Source organism: Shimazuella sp. NTD250 (assembly GCF_059510375.1).
Genome location: NZ_JCAJZS010000001.1, coordinates 516,953 through 531,236 on the forward strand (window position 1 = coordinate 516,953; position 14,284 = coordinate 531,236).

A 14,284-nucleotide genomic window follows, 5' to 3' on the forward strand; every position below is an offset into this window, starting at 1 on the left:
TTCTAGGAGTCCATCTTATTTTAAGAATGTAAAATGTCATCGTTAAAATAAGGGCACTTGGAGGAAAATGATAAATGAATATAAAAGCAAGTAAAGAAAAATGAAGGAAATTTTTTTCTTAAAGATCACTCCTAGAAAGTTGGTGAAAAGCTTGGAAACGCTTGAATCATTTCTACGCGGAATCAAACCAGCCTACCTAGTTACACACATGTATGAGATGCATATCGTAAATAAACTGAAGAATCAAGGCTACGCCTATTATTTTGATGATCATGAATTTGGCGGTTCAACAATTTTCTTCCAAACAGAAGAGATGCGAACCCAGTACATAATCGAGATGAAAGATGTAGATTTTAGGGAAAATATTTTGGTCACTGGTAAGTTTTTAGGATACCCCCCTATTGCTGCTAAGTTTTTTGCTGATGTATATGATAACCCAGAGCTTAAGGATAAACGTGCTGCCTTTCGATATCATGGGTATAGATTCGCTGGAAACATTGATGATACAGAGGAAATCGCTTCATGGTTATGGGAAAATGTGCCGGCTCCACTTGCTGAGGTAGAAGTTGAGTATAAAAACGAAGTAAAAACAATCGAACCAGCTATTGTCCTCTAAACCACCTCCTTCGAGGTGTATTTTTTATCGCTGTTTAACATTTACGTTTATATTATTATGGAGTTGAAAATACAGAAAAATCTAATAACTATCCCTTGTAATAATTAAAAAACAATTTCTCTTCTGGAGAAGTAGAGTTTGTGGTCATATCGCAAGGTGAAAACAAGTGGATCTCCCTTGGTTCCGATCATACTTTTCATAGACATTCACCTATTCTTTTCCAAAAAGAAGGAATATCCTTACTTTCTATTTAATGTAACCTTAACTATTTTCATTATTGGAAAGGCAGGAGAATAATGACCAACCGAAGTGTAAGTAAAGAAAAAATGGGAGAAATCTTTCGTTTGCGTAGAAAAGAATTAGGCCTTCGCCAAGAAGATGTTGCGATGAAAGCAGGAGTTTCCATCTCCACAGTGAGCAATTTGGAATTAGGAAATCATACGGTAAAAGAAGAGAGCATTGCTGCCTGTGCGGAGGTGTTGGGTGTTGCAGAGGATATATATGGACTTCTTTCGGAAGCGGAACAGAAGGAACAGGAAGTAAAAAGGGAACTGGAGAAGATTGAGAAAATAACCAAAGCAAACCCAGATGAGGCACTAAATCAACTAACAAGGTTAAATGAAACGTATACCTTTGAAAATAGCAAAACACTATTACCTTTTGCTAACTATCTGTGGGGAAGATGTTATTTTGAGAAAAGAAAGTGGCAACAAGCTGAAAAGTTCCTTGAAGAAGCAGCCAAATTGATTGAACAGCAATTTGACCTAAACGAAGAACTGAGAAACTCCAATCTACTGGCTGCTTGTTATAATAGTTTGAGTAGTATTTATTTCTATCAAAATAATCTTAATCAAGCCCTTGAAGTTACGGAAAAAGGATTAGCATCATTTATTTCAGAAGGAAAACGAGTCTATGTATATTACTTTCTTTTATATAACAAAGAACTTTTCCTAGAAAATACACATAACTTAGAAAAAATAAATGAAGCATTGGAAAAAACTCAAGAGAAGATTTCCAAGATCGAAAAAGAAGGAAAACTCCTAGAAAACGTAAGACTGTCAGTTATTATACAACACTACGACACCTACGCAACTTTACTAAACCGAATGGGATTTACTGATAAAGCATTAAAATATGCACAAAAAGGAGAAAAAATAGCTTGGTTAAATCATGAATATGATGCATTATTGATACTTTGGACAACACTCGGTACTATCTATGTAAATAAAAATGATCTGTTATCAGCTAAAAATTGTTTTTTACAAGCTTTACATATCCAACATAAGATAAAACAAGAAGTCTTATTATCTAAAGTACACTCTCACTTAGGAGAGCTATTATTACAACAAAATGACCTATTTCTTGCTAATGAGCATATCAAAACAGCATTATCTATTAGTAGAAGACACAAGGATATTCTAGGACAAATTAATTCACTAAAAATACTTGGTCATTGTTACCTTTCTAAGAATTGTTTTGATGATGCTATTGAACAATTTAAAACAGGATTCCATCTAGCAACAGAACATGAATTATATGAACACCAACTCGATTTGTTAGATAATCTAAGTAATAGTTATGAGCAACATGGAGATAGAGAAAATTTTCTTCTTTGTTTGGAACAATCCTATCGGATACGCGCAAACAAAAAACTGGAGGACGTCAAAGATGAAACTTGATGGTGGTTGGCCTGAAGAATAAAACATCCCAATACCCCCACAGTGCGGACGAGTTTTCGTCCGTTTTCCATTTCTATATATATTATGGTAGAAGCAGCCAACTGGTATTGGTCTACATACAAACAGGAAGAAGCCCTAATTAGGTATGTTAGATCGGTCAATCGTAGACGGCAACTATTTGATTTCCCTTATCGAGAGCAAGAAGGATTACATAACTTTACAAAATAAGCTCTCGAAATCATCCATCCAAACAGAATCCATGGCTCCTTCGCATCTACCCTGTTTGGATGGATGCGAGGGGCCAGGACGACTTCAGAGTATGTCACTAGAAGCGATTATTCACGGCTTCCGGCGTCGAACCTGGGCTTCAACCCGCTGCCTCTGGAGTCGTCGGGTGCGGGGACTTTCGGTTCCCTGTCCCTTGATGCCTCGGATTTGGAAACTTTCGTTCCGTCGGGTTCGAGGACTTTCGGTCTTACAGCTGGAAGTCCCCGAAGACTGAACATCGGATACGTGCTGCTCAGGTCGCTTGAAACTGTATCGAATGCCCTGAATGATCAGCATGATCAGGAGAAGAACCAGTCCAGCAATGAACATTAGGTATCCCCATTGTGCTCGTTCGATACTGTTGATTCGATCCTCCGTCGTTTCGGCAGAATCGTATTCGATCGCAGAACGAATCATTTCGAATAGCATCAAGGAGATACCACCCAAAGTCAAGGCACCCACGAGAATTCCAAGAACGAGCGAAGCCCTCTTGAACAGCTTCTTTGCCATAACTCCCCTTAGGTCGTCCTTCATTCTTGCTATAAATTATATACTTTTAGATGAAACGCGGAAACAAGCAATAGCCATTGATTATAAGCGATATTTTTTTGAAATATATTGAAAATATAAGCCTGTATATTTCGAATAATCAGTTATTTATGAACCCGTTGTCCTGCGCAAATTCTTTGCAGAGTAGCGCAGGACACGGCCTCCATGTGGAGAAATGAGCATCAGGCGGCGGGAACCATCTTACCGGTCTCGCCGTCGAACGTCCACCAGTCGGCTCCGTCGAGCTTCTGCGGTCCGCAGGCGTCCGCGTCGTACGGTCGGGTTGTGATCGAACCCACGCAGCCGTACTGCGTCATCCTGTTGGCCTTGAAGCTGTTGTTCTCCCGGTCGATGATCAAAGAGAGGCCGCCACCCTCGATCCGCGTGAGATTACCGTCGTCGCGGGGGATGACGTCCTTGATGTTGCCAGTGAGGAACGTTGCACAGCCGATCCCGAGGATGATCTCTACATAGCCGTCGCGGTTGATCACGTACTGGAGCTCACTCTTGATGATCTCCGACATGGATGCCTCCTATAACCAGACTCATTGACGCATGTGTTACGCGTAGCATGCACTTTTGCAGTGCTAGATGAGTTCTTATTCAAATATATCACACAATAAAAACAGGTTATATAAGCAATTCCCCCATACAGAAATTCCATTGTAACTGGGACAGTTGCGCATCAAACCTGTCCTATGTCATTTCTACCTCACTTTTCATAAAGTATTTTTTCTTTAGCTGCTAATCTTGAAGCAGCTTCTTTCGCTTCTTTATATACTTTTTGTAATATTTCATTCGGTTCAAGTAATGCAGTTCCTTGCACCCGAATGGTTTGATAATCTTCAATCCCAAGGAAATTGAACATTGACTTCAGGTATTTGTGAGAATATTCAATTACTGTATACCAATCATTATTTGTATAGATTGATCCACTTGCTTGTATGACAAGCATTCTTCTTCCGTCTTTCAGCAGTCCCACTGACCCATTTTCTGTGTATTTAAATGTTTCACGTGCGATCATGATATTGTCTATATAATCTTTTAATTTTGATGGAATATTAAAATTATGCAAAGGTAAAACGATGACATACGTATTGGCACTTTTAAATTGCTGTAATATCTCGGACATACGCTCTGTTACTTGTTGTTCTTGGCTAGTTAACTCCTGCTCTTTTCCTTGTTTTTCCCATGCACTTAAAACTGTTTTATCTACCATAGGAACTGCATCACTGTACAAGTTAATCTGTTCCATTGCTTCACTTTCAGGAATTAATTCTTTATATACTTTCAAAAAGCGGTTAAAAACCTGCAAGCTAAAGGAAGAAGGATCATCTACTTTTGGATGAGCGTTGATAGTAAGTGTTTTGTTCATTTTGTATTTCTCCTTTTAAATAAATGCCAGATTTAATCAAAGACCGACATTATCGCCGATTGATTCAATCCTTAATATAAAGATTTTAATCTACTTTGTCATACCAATGTATAATATTCCCAGAATAGATTTATTTTATTTTACAAACACTCTAAATACTCCTAAGATACAATTTTAAAATTCAAAGCAGGTGAGTTTATATGTCACACCGTACCGAAGTTGAATACGCTTTACATTGCCTCTTATTTAATTGATGTTCCTTCAAAGGAAAGTGTTGAGGTAAAAGATCTAGCAGAATAGTAAAATGGATAGACTATGAAAAAATGCTCAAGAGGACAATTTTCGTTTAAGTAAAATGTATATTATTTGTATTGCTCTAATGACAAAATTTAAAATACTAAAAACCCTGTCTCAACTAGGAGCAGGGCTGTCTTTTTATTTTTGGCAAATAATAAAAACAGGTTATAGCCTGTTTACTCGACAAATAGGAGAATCTCTCAAGCAAAACCTATCATAGTTTGATGAGTGGAATCTGAACTGCTTCTTGAATAAAATTCATATCTGAATCCCGAGATACTAAAGCCAGTTGATATTCCATAGCTGTCGAAATGATTAATGCATCTGGAGTTTTTAATTTGCGACCCTTAGTTTTTTGTTCTCGTCTAAGATGACCCGCCTTACGAGCAATTTTTGAATCTACTTCGATACACCGCTGTGGAGTAAACAATTTTATTTTATGCAGTTCCAACTCTGATTTCACACCACTGAGTACTTCACATTCAGTAATCACAGAAAAATAAAGAGGAATTTTATCCTTATGTGCCTGTTGAATAAAATGGATGACAGCTTCTTCGTTGGCTAAGATCGCAATAGCAATATTTGTATCAAATAAATAACCTCTAATTTTCAACCATTCCATTCCTCTCGCATTTCCCTGACTTCTGCTTCCATTTCCTTTGCTCGTTCTGGTGTTAATGCTCCTGCTGATTCCAGAATATCATCGATGGAATAATCTTCAACAACTTCAATGGTATCATATTCTAAATCAATGGTAACCTTACTTCTTGGGATATTTAATCTCGATAAGATGGAACGAAGTTCATTTGCAGTTTTTTTATCAATTTTTCGAGGAATCGACATAACCGATACCCTCCTTTTTTATATTCACTAATGAATTTAAAAGATATAATAATGAAAATTCCGTACTCTCGATATAAGATAAGTCCTAGATAAGATGAGAATATCATGCCCCTTAAGTCAAGTCAAATTTTACAGAGGTGTATAAAATTACATAAATGCAAGTGACAATTCTATGGTCGGATAAATCATTTATCCTAGACAATCTCGCTGAGCCCTGCCTCAACTAGGAGCAGGGCTGTTTTTTTATTGTAAAACCATTAATCTCTTAATATTTCCACTTTCTCCACTCTTTCCGTTCCCTTTTGAAACGTAATCACAAGCCACTCGCTGTCAATCGATGGGTACGATCGTTCATCCCCCAAATAATACACCATATTATTCGCTTTTTTAAAGTAGGCATCTTCCGTTGGCGAACCTAATAACCTAATAACCTCTGCTTTTGTTTTACCTTTCAACGGATGATGACGAAGTAGATCATCGACAATAAAAACACGCTTATCTTCAAATTTTTTCCACTTTTGAGTACTAAAAGAATGATCGTTTTTATCCATTACGATCATAATGAAAATCAAAATGCCCATTAACAATCCAGCCACTAGGATAACACGAAAATACTTACGCAAGCCTCCACCTGCTTTACTTATCAATCTTATCTACTATGTACACGCTGATACATGATTTTAATAGCAAGTTCATCTAACCTATCACAATCAACTGCTTCTATATCTCGTAATAAAATAGTGACTGTGCCATCTTTTTCACCATAATTGGAAACTTTAGCAATCCTGATGATATCATTTGTGACAGATGTGACAAACCCAATAATAAAGTCTGTACTTTCTCTGCTCTCATCACTAATTTTAATCGATACCAATCTTTCTGTTTTTGCGGCGGTTTTTAATACTTCTGCTAACAAATTTTCATCTTCTCTTACTGGAGATGAAAACAAATCGTAGTGTTGCTGATTTTGTATCTTGTGTAGCGTTTCAAGTTTCTGTTCATATTGACTGTACTGATCAACCCGATAAATATCTACTAATCTCCTCGCAATATGACCATCCACTATACCTTCTGATGTCACATGTTTCATCAAAAAATATTCCTCTGTTATTTGCTCCAAAAATCCCGCATTAAAATGTTCTTGGTCAGAAATATCCGTATAAATGGAGATCATTTCATTTGATTCCATTGCTTTTACTAAGATGTCTCACATCGGATGGTTACTCATTATATATTCACAACCTATCTACTACTGAATATTTCCATTATATCTTATTTTCTTTTTCTACATAAAAATAAAAAAACCTAGCTTTGAAACAAAGCTAGGGGCACTCTCTCAATTATCGTTAGAAACTCTTTTCTTTTTTCTACTATATCGGAAGTAATAGTAGATATAGCATACAACCACAAATCCTAAACCGTAAAATAAACTCGCTCGCTGCTGAGCATCAAAAACAGGGAAGATCAAAAAGACGGCACACAGTATAAGACATAAGATCGGGAGAAACGGATAAAGTGGAGTGGCAAACTTCAAATCGCTCACTTTTCCACCTTCGCGCAAAAACTGTTTCCGAAAATTATACTGCGACAAGGCAATGCTCATCCAAGCAATGGTAACGGCAATTCCAGATATGGATGACAAAGCGATGTATACGGTGTCTGCTGCGTACACACTGGTCAAGAGGGACAAGAGGGAAAATATCATCGTTAAGATAAGAGAAGCCATCGGAACGCCACGCGAGGATAGTTTTCCAAATACTTTTGGAGCCATACCAGAATGCGACAAAGACCACAGCAATCGAGTAGAGGCATAGAGACAAGAGTTTCCAACAGATAAAAGTGCGGTGAGAATGACAAAGTTCATGATATCAGCGGCAAAAGGAATACGAACCATATCAAATAAAGAGACAAATGGGCTTTCCAGAACACCTAATTCTTTCGCTGGGAAGATAGCGGAAAGAATGACAACAGAGGCAATATAGAAGACAAAGATGCGGACTAATACATTTCTGATCGCTTTTGGAATATGCTTTTCTGGATTTTCACTTTCTCCAGCTGCAATCCCGATTAATTCCGATCCTTGGTAAGAGAATACGACATTCATCATCGTAACAAACACAATGGAGATACCAGCTGGAAATAGACTTCCCGTTGTAAAGTGGGATAAAAAAGGAGCTGCTCTGCCATCCATATGAATCCATCCAAAAATTGCACCACAACCGATGATAATAAAGAGAATTACGGCAACTACTTTGATCCCTGCAAACCAATATTCAGATTCCGCAAACCCTTTTGTTGTCAATGCATTTAACAGAAACAATAAAGCAATAAAGATCGCACACCAAATCCATACATCTACATGGGGGAACCATCGTTTCATCAGCATACCGGCAGCCGTAAATTCGACACCAGCAGTAGTAGCAGACCCTAGCCAATAAACCCAGCCTACCGTAAATCCGGAAGCAGGCCCAATATATTTGGATGCGTACACTTGAAAGGCTCCTGTTTCCGGCATTCTCACTGCAAGTTCACCTAAACATGTCATTACCAAATACAAAAGCAGACCGCCGAACAAGAAGGCTAAGAGAGCGCCGCCATAACCAGACTGGTTAATAATATAACCCGTGTTTAAAAACAGGCCTGTCCCAATCACCCCACCGAGAGACAACATATAGAGGTGCCGACTCTTCATGGATCGTTCAAGTTGAATGTGTTTCTCCTGTCTCATGGAACTGCTCCTTCCCCGAGTGGGTTATTTTATGCCTTTTTATCGTCTTAAAATAGGTGAAGTGAGACAGGTCGGACCACCTGTACCCAAATAGGAGATTTCTTTTCCTTTGTATTCCAAAACTTCCACCCCTTCTGCTTCCAACAACTGCTTAATCTGAGGATTACCAGCAATCAGCATACACTTCCGAGGGGATAGGGCCAAAATATTGCATCCTAAGTTGTCATACTCCTGATCAGATACTTCCAGCAACTTCACACCTCGAGTGATCAACAACTCTCGGAACACAACTGGCATTAATTTGGAGTAAACTACTGCTAAATCTTGATCGATAAAGCTAATAAAGGACATCAAGTGTAAACATTCTTCAGGGCCATTTCCATGTGGAAGGTGAACCACGATAAACTCATCCACAACCTCTTGGGTCAATTCCCGCAGTTGGCGGATTCCTTCATCATTCGTCCGATATCCTCTTCCAACGACCAAAGTTCGTTCATCCAGCCAGACTACATCACCACCATCGACTCTGCCTTCGCCAGTAATCTTTCCAAGAATCGGAATAGAAAGATCGTTGAAGTAATCTTTGATTGCCCCAGCTTCGGGTCTGCGAAGATACTTTCCAGATTTAAGCAAAATGGCACCTTTATTTGTGATTTTCACGGGATCATGTGCGTAGATCGAATCCAAACCGACTGTATCGTTTCGTGGGAGAAAGTGAATTTCAGGCACGTGCTTTTGCAAGATAGATAAAAATTGATCATATTCATGAACTGCTTCTTCATAGTTTGGGCATCGTATATAGATAAATTTTCTCCAGTTTTCTTCTAAGTGTTCTTGACTGATAAAGGCATCCTTCGGGTGTTTGACCATGATTCGTTCGATACTTCCAACCATACTCTGACATCCAAACCTCACGAGATCATCCCCATTTTGATTAGTCTAAAATCTCAAGGACAAACAGCTCAATCCGCCATCTTGCTTTTGTATTTCCGACATGTCTAGCGCGATTGTCTTATACCCAGCATCTTCGATTTTTTTCTTGGAAGTCTCATAACCTTTTGGGATAATGACATAGTCATTGATGCGGATACAGTTCGCACAATATTCCTCTTCAGCATCAATAACGATTTTGTTATACCCCTCAAAATCAGGATGCTCGATGAATTCTCCTGCAACTACTAAATCATTGTTTCCTAAATATGCGATCCCTGTTTTTAGATGGAAAAACTTCTCAAGCGGAACAATGGTTGTTTCATAACCATATTTTTGCTGGATTGCGGCAAATTGTTCTGCTCCTTCTCGATTGGTTCTTGCGGAAAGACCTACATAAAAATGCTTGTCCACTTGTAATACATCTCCACCATCTAAAAAACCAGGTGCTTGGATTTTTTCTGCGCCACTATAAAATTGTTTCAAAACTTCTTCCATCTCGATGATTTCACCATTCCGACTAGGTGCGCCCGGATTTGTGACAACGGCACATTCCCTTGTCAGCACAGCAGTATCTTCTACAAATGTTGAGTCAGGATATTTTTCATCTGCCTCTAACACCGTAACATCAAGTCCACATTCCTTTAAAGCAACCACATACTGCGCATGTTGTGCTTGTGCTTTTTCATAATCTGGTTTTCCTAGATCAGATGTAGTTAGTCCATTTACATAGCTCTTACTTATTTTCTTCACAATAGCTCTTGTAAACATCAAAAAGCCTCCTTCAAATAGCTTAAATTTATAAGTTTCCACATTATGAAAACGCTTTCCTAAAATAGATCATATTCCTATTTAAAAGATAAAAAGGCATACTGTCAATATAATTATAAATTTATTTTTATAATGATTCAGGAGTACAGTGATTTAAATAGATTTCATATATCTTTACAGTCCAATTAACATAGAACTATAAAAGAAAAAATATTTTAATAATCCGAAATGTGGTACGAATTTGATGCGTTGATAATCAGCCTTTATGTAACAAGAGAACCGACCCTTTGTCGCATAAATAACAAAAAAAGCAACTTGAGTACATCATGTCTCAAATTGCTTTTTGTTCTTTTTTCGTTTAAACAAGCTGTGCTTCGTAGCCATCTACAACTAAATCGAGTTTTCCTGATTTTGGATCGATAACCAATCCATGCACAGCTACATCTTTTGGCATAAGAGGATGGTGATGAATCATTTCCACACTGTGTTTTACGCTGTCTTCTACGCAGTCAAAGCCGTGTAGAAACTTTTTGAAGTCTACTCCAGAATAATAAAGTAAATCTAAGCTTTCTTGGCTGACTCCGCGGGCTTTCATTTTTTCCAGCGTACTTTCTGCTTTTATTTTTGCCATTCCACAGTCATGATGCCCGACAACACAAACTTCTTCTGCACCGAGCTCATAAATGGCCACTAGAATACTTCTCATCGTACTTCCAAATGGATGAGATACAATAGCGCCGGCAGTTTTAATGATTTTTACATCACCGTTCCCCACGTCCATTGCTTTTGGCAATAATTCTACTAAACGTGTATCCATACATGATAAAATTACAAGCCGTTTATTAGGAAACTTATCCGTTTTAAATTCCTCGTATCCCTTCTTTTCGATGAATTCTTTGTTATGCGTTAAAATTTGATTTAATAATTTCAAGTTTAAGTCCTCCAAATCATTTCTATAATGATTTCTATCTCATTTGGCTTTTAGTGTACCATTTTGTTACTCTCTTACCAAGTCACTTGAGGAGTTCCTATGTATCTCCACCAGTACCTATAATTTATCAGAAAAAAAACTTTTCCTTGGTTGACGTCGTATAAAACGATATTTTAGAATCATAACTATACCGATATCGACATTTTAATCCACCGAACTCATTTTACTTAATTTTCATAAAATATCACCACAGGAAGGGCTTTTACTATGTTTTCGTTTGTTATCCCTTGTTATAATGAAGAACCGATTATGCATCGGTTTCATAAGGAACTTACAACGATTCTGCAAGAAAATCAGATTCCTTATGAACTTATCTTTATCAATGATGGCAGCAGAGATAGAACCTCTGAGATATTAAAAGAGATTACAGAAAAAGATCAACATGCTCACTATATATCCTTTAGTCGTAATTTTGGGAAAGAATCTGCAATGTTAGCAGGGTTAAACTTCTCTATTGGTGAAGCCGTCATAATCATGGACGCTGATCTCCAACATCCACCTAATCTTATCCCTGATATGGTACAAGCATATCGAGATGGATATGACCAAGTTATCACCAAACGAAATCGCAAAGGAGAAAGCAGGACACGAACTATGTTCGCCAAGTTATACTATCGGTTGATGAATGGAATGATCGATGTGATGCTGACGGATGGTGTGGGGGATTTCCGTTTACTCAGCCGCAGAGCAGTAGATGCGCTTTTGTCTTTGCAAGAATACAACCGATTTTCAAAAGGATTATTTTCTTGGATCGGGTTTCAGGAATATGTCATTGAATATGACAATGTCCTTCGCGATCATGGGAAAAGTAAATGGTCCTTTGGACAACTCCTAAACTATGCAATGGATGGATTGATCTCTTTTAACAACAAACCTCTTCGTTTGGCTATCTATTTAGGATCATTTGTTACCATCACTGATATTTTCTATATTTTGTACTCCTTTATTCAGATTTTGATGAATGGCGTCGTCATCCCTGGATACTTTACGATTATTTCTTCCGTTGGACTGTTAGGCGGCATTCAACTCATCTCCATCGGTGTCATCGGAGAATATATCGGTAGAATTTACTATGAATCCAAGAAAAGACCTCACTATATTATTGAGGAAAAACGAATCCAAACCCAGCGAGTCCGGGAAAAGTCAGCAAAGGAAGAGCTCATATATAATAAGTAAATAAAAAGACCCTATTCAAGTAGTACAGAATAGGATCTTTTTATTATCATCTAATATCTTCTGTCTTTCCTTATTCTTTCACCTGTAGTACCATTTTTCCTGTTGATGAACGATCCTCAATGCTTTTATGCGCTTTTGCTATGTCTTCAAACTCAACTACATCCGTTACATCTACTCTTACTTGTCCACTTGCCACATATGGCAATGCTTTCTTTGCTGCATTTGCTACTACTTTTGGATGATACACACTCATCAATTGGAGATTAAAGCCAAGTACAGCTTTGCTGCTAAACCAGAGTTCGTTTGCAGATACTGATACATCCTCTGCTTCACTCGCATTACCCATGACAACTAGTCTGCCAAGTGGTGACAGGAGCGATAGTCCTGTTTCTCTGGCATCTCCTCCCACTTGGTCAATGACAATATCTATACCACTGCCTCTGATCGCTTCAACATATTCGTCACGCAAGTATACTTCATCGTATCCCAAACTTTTTGCGTATGTTACTTTCTGTTTACTTCCTACCACTCCGATCACTCTTCCTGCTCCTAAAGCACGTGCCATTTGTCCAATCGCACTGCCAACACCACCAGCTGCTGCATGCACCAATACCGTTTCGCCTTTTTTCATATGCGCCACATCGGATAAGATCATCATCGCTGTTGTTACATTGGACGAAAAAGCTGCTGCGACTTTCATATCTACAGCATTTGTTTCCAAATCTAGTGGAATTACGAGGTCTGCGTCTACTTTTACCACTTCCGCATATCCACCACCATTTACAATAGTCAATGCAGCAACAGCTTGACCGATTTGAAATCCAGTAACTCCTTCTCCTATCTCGCGAATGATACCAGATACTTCGATCCCGGGTACAAACGGCAATGGCAAGTCTGCTACCACTCCTTTGCGAAATAATACTTCCGCATAATTGATCCCTGCATAAGCAACATCAATGGTAACTTCTCCTAGACCCGGTTGTGGTGTTATTACTTCTTTTTGAGTTAAAACAGACGCTTCACCAAATTGTGGAATGATAATTGCTTTCATGTTCTTATCCCCTTTTGTTTATGTTTTTCTTTTTGTCCCTTGTGCTGTAATTCCATTTTAGCTGCTGTATCATTCTGTACGAGTTTTTCGTTATACTATTAGTACCAATAACAGCTTAGGAGAGCGATCGGGATGCAAGAAAATAAGAACATCAAAGTACTGGGGGAATTTTTGAAATCAAGGCGTGCCAAAGTATCGCCAGAAGGATTACATGTTTCCACTGGCAGCAGAAAACGCAGAACTCCAGGGCTTCGCCGGGAAGAAGTAGCTTATTTATCTGGGGTGAGCAACACTTGGTACACTTGGCTGGAACAAGGAAGAGACGTCAATGTTTCACAAGAAGTATTAGCGAGCATTGCGAAAACACTTCAACTAAATGAAGAAGAACAACGCCATATATTTCGACTTGGGGGATATCCGGTTTTTGCGCCGTCACAGCCATTGGAACGAGTGATCAATCAGGAGTTACAACTAGTAGTTGATAGTATCCCCTATCCAACTTTCATTGTTGGATTTCGAACCGATGTTATCGCTTGGAATGACTTATACTCTCTGATCTTTCCAGTAGATTTTACAAGGCAAGATGAAAAATACCGCAATATGACATGGCTCGTTTTTATGAATGAACAAGTGCGAAAACAAATTGTAAACTGGGAAGAGTTTGCCCAATATACAGTTGGTGTTTTTCGCAGTTATTATGATCAAAATGAAAATGACCCTTGGTTTCAAACATTTGCAAAAGAATTATTGGAAAAGTCACCAGAGTTCGCTGCATGGTGGGAAGATCATCCGATCAAACAAAAATCAGAGGTTCATTTGAAAATTCGCAGTCACGATGGGAAAAATATAGTGGAATATCGGATTGTATCCTTTTTTCAGATCAATGGGGAAGAAAATGTACACTGCTGTGTTTATACACCTGTAGCAGAGGAAGAGAATCTGGACAAGTATGAACAAAACAAAAAAGCAGCACCCCCTACAGTTGTCGTAGGGGGTGGGGGAAGTTCTTGA

The 14,284-nt window shown here is 38.4% G+C and carries 16 protein-coding genes and 1 pseudogene; 6 read left to right on the forward strand and 11 right to left on the reverse strand.

Annotation, left to right across the window (positions count from 1 at the left end):
- Positions 1–151: 151 nt before the first annotated feature.
- The 4 genes and pseudogenes from AC5WOF_RS02745 to AC5WOF_RS02760 all read left to right on the forward strand — a co-directional run bounded on the left by AC5WOF_RS02745 (position 152) and on the right by AC5WOF_RS02760 (position 2,797).
- On the forward strand, positions 152–616 hold the full coding sequence (locus AC5WOF_RS02745; RefSeq protein ID WP_496048420.1) for a hypothetical protein: 465 nt from the start codon (positions 152–154) through the stop codon (positions 614–616).
- A 125-nt stretch (positions 617–741) separates the two neighbouring features.
- Positions 742–870, forward strand: a pseudogene (locus AC5WOF_RS02750) (hypothetical protein); the annotation flags it as partial.
- 42 nt (positions 871–912) lie between these two features.
- Positions 913–2,295: a helix-turn-helix domain-containing protein gene (locus AC5WOF_RS02755; RefSeq protein WP_496048421.1), complete on the forward strand. Its 1,383-nt coding sequence runs from the start codon at positions 913–915 to the stop codon at positions 2,293–2,295.
- A 145-nt stretch (positions 2,296–2,440) separates the two neighbouring features.
- On the forward strand, positions 2,441–2,797 hold the full coding sequence (locus tag AC5WOF_RS02760) for a hypothetical protein (RefSeq protein ID WP_496048422.1): 357 nt from the start codon (positions 2,441–2,443) through the stop codon (positions 2,795–2,797).
- A gap of 496 nt (positions 2,798–3,293) precedes the next feature.
- On the opposite strand, the gene AC5WOF_RS02765 is transcribed toward AC5WOF_RS02760, so the two are convergent.
- The 10 genes from AC5WOF_RS02765 to AC5WOF_RS02810 all read right to left on the reverse strand — a co-directional run bounded on the left by AC5WOF_RS02765 (position 3,294) and on the right by AC5WOF_RS02810 (position 10,986).
- The gene (locus AC5WOF_RS02765) at positions 3,294–3,635 is read right to left on the reverse strand and encodes a hypothetical protein (protein WP_496048423.1); all 342 of its coding nucleotides are present in this window, start codon (positions 3,633–3,635) and stop codon (positions 3,294–3,296) included.
- Between the two features lie 188 nt (positions 3,636–3,823).
- Positions 3,824–4,486: an FMN-dependent NADH-azoreductase gene (locus AC5WOF_RS02770; protein ID WP_496048424.1), complete on the reverse strand. Its 663-nt coding sequence runs from the start codon at positions 4,484–4,486 to the stop codon at positions 3,824–3,826.
- Positions 4,487–4,997: 511 nt separating this feature from the next.
- Complete coding sequence (locus AC5WOF_RS02775) at positions 4,998–5,396, reverse strand: type II toxin-antitoxin system VapC family toxin (RefSeq protein WP_496048425.1); 399 nt, start codon at positions 5,394–5,396, stop codon at positions 4,998–5,000.
- Positions 5,393–5,626, reverse strand: coding sequence for a hypothetical protein (locus AC5WOF_RS02780; RefSeq protein WP_496048426.1), 234 nt, complete (start codon positions 5,624–5,626; stop codon positions 5,393–5,395). The genes AC5WOF_RS02775 and AC5WOF_RS02780 overlap by 4 nt, the downstream gene beginning before the upstream one ends.
- Positions 5,627–5,883: 257 nt before the next feature.
- Positions 5,884–6,249 (reverse strand): hypothetical protein, encoded by a 366-nt coding sequence (locus AC5WOF_RS02785; RefSeq protein WP_496048427.1) that lies wholly within the window; start codon positions 6,247–6,249, stop codon positions 5,884–5,886.
- A gap of 26 nt (positions 6,250–6,275) precedes the next feature.
- Positions 6,276–6,800, reverse strand: a complete 525-nt coding sequence (locus tag AC5WOF_RS02790; protein ID WP_496048428.1) for a hypothetical protein — start codon at positions 6,798–6,800, stop codon at positions 6,276–6,278.
- A gap of 162 nt (positions 6,801–6,962) precedes the next feature.
- Complete coding sequence (locus AC5WOF_RS02795) at positions 6,963–8,354, reverse strand: amino acid permease (protein WP_496048429.1); 1,392 nt, start codon at positions 8,352–8,354, stop codon at positions 6,963–6,965.
- Between the two features lie 39 nt (positions 8,355–8,393).
- Entirely contained in the window at positions 8,394–9,248 is an 855-nt protein-coding gene (locus AC5WOF_RS02800; RefSeq protein ID WP_496048430.1) for a dimethylarginine dimethylaminohydrolase family protein, read from the reverse strand.
- A 45-nt stretch (positions 9,249–9,293) separates the two neighbouring features.
- A complete protein-coding gene (locus AC5WOF_RS02805; RefSeq protein WP_496048431.1) occupies positions 9,294–10,055 on the reverse strand; it encodes a dimethylarginine dimethylaminohydrolase family protein in 762 nt (253 codons plus the stop codon).
- A 358-nt stretch (positions 10,056–10,413) separates the two neighbouring features.
- A complete protein-coding gene (locus AC5WOF_RS02810; RefSeq protein ID WP_496048432.1) occupies positions 10,414–10,986 on the reverse strand; it encodes a beta-class carbonic anhydrase in 573 nt (190 codons plus the stop codon).
- 267 nt (positions 10,987–11,253) lie between these two features.
- Between AC5WOF_RS02810 and AC5WOF_RS02815 the strand changes: the two genes are divergently transcribed.
- A complete protein-coding gene (locus tag AC5WOF_RS02815) occupies positions 11,254–12,222 on the forward strand; it encodes a glycosyltransferase family 2 protein (protein WP_496048433.1) in 969 nt (322 codons plus the stop codon).
- A gap of 70 nt (positions 12,223–12,292) precedes the next feature.
- Here AC5WOF_RS02815 and AC5WOF_RS02820 read toward each other — a convergent pair whose 3' ends face one another.
- Complete coding sequence (locus AC5WOF_RS02820; protein WP_496048434.1) at positions 12,293–13,273, reverse strand: quinone oxidoreductase family protein; 981 nt, start codon at positions 13,271–13,273, stop codon at positions 12,293–12,295.
- Positions 13,274–13,405: 132 nt separating this feature from the next.
- On the opposite strand from AC5WOF_RS02820, the gene AC5WOF_RS02825 reads away from it, so the two are divergent.
- Positions 13,406–14,284 carry a helix-turn-helix transcriptional regulator gene (locus AC5WOF_RS02825; RefSeq protein WP_496048435.1) on the forward strand — a complete coding sequence of 293 codons (879 nt, stop codon included), beginning with the start codon at positions 13,406–13,408 and terminating at the stop codon, positions 14,282–14,284.

Bases quoted from the DNA above. Each gene is read 5' to 3' on its own strand.
- AC5WOF_RS02760 (WP_496048422.1), top strand. From the start codon at position 2,441: ATGTTAGATCGGTCAATCGTAGACGGCAACTATTTGATTTCCCTTATC.
- AC5WOF_RS02790 (WP_496048428.1), bottom strand. From the start codon at position 6,800: ATGATCTCCATTTATACGGATATTTCTGACCAAGAACATTTTAATGCG.
- AC5WOF_RS02820 (WP_496048434.1), bottom strand. From the start codon at position 13,273: ATGAAAGCAATTATCATTCCACAATTTGGTGAAGCGTCTGTTTTAACT.
- AC5WOF_RS02800 (WP_496048430.1), bottom strand. From the start codon at position 9,248: ATGGTTGGAAGTATCGAACGAATCATGGTCAAACACCCGAAGGATGCC.
- AC5WOF_RS02805 (WP_496048431.1), bottom strand. From the start codon at position 10,055: ATGTTTACAAGAGCTATTGTGAAGAAAATAAGTAAGAGCTATGTAAAT.
- AC5WOF_RS02755 (WP_496048421.1), top strand. From the start codon at position 913: ATGACCAACCGAAGTGTAAGTAAAGAAAAAATGGGAGAAATCTTTCGT.
- AC5WOF_RS02780 (WP_496048426.1), bottom strand. From the start codon at position 5,626: ATGTCGATTCCTCGAAAAATTGATAAAAAAACTGCAAATGAACTTCGT.
- AC5WOF_RS02770 (WP_496048424.1), bottom strand. From the start codon at position 4,486: ATGAACAAAACACTTACTATCAACGCTCATCCAAAAGTAGATGATCCT.
- AC5WOF_RS02815 (WP_496048433.1), top strand. From the start codon at position 11,254: ATGTTTTCGTTTGTTATCCCTTGTTATAATGAAGAACCGATTATGCAT.
- AC5WOF_RS02795 (WP_496048429.1), bottom strand. From the start codon at position 8,354: ATGAGACAGGAGAAACACATTCAACTTGAACGATCCATGAAGAGTCGG.
- AC5WOF_RS02765 (WP_496048423.1), bottom strand. From the start codon at position 3,635: ATGTCGGAGATCATCAAGAGTGAGCTCCAGTACGTGATCAACCGCGAC.
- AC5WOF_RS02825 (WP_496048435.1), top strand. From the start codon at position 13,406: ATGCAAGAAAATAAGAACATCAAAGTACTGGGGGAATTTTTGAAATCA.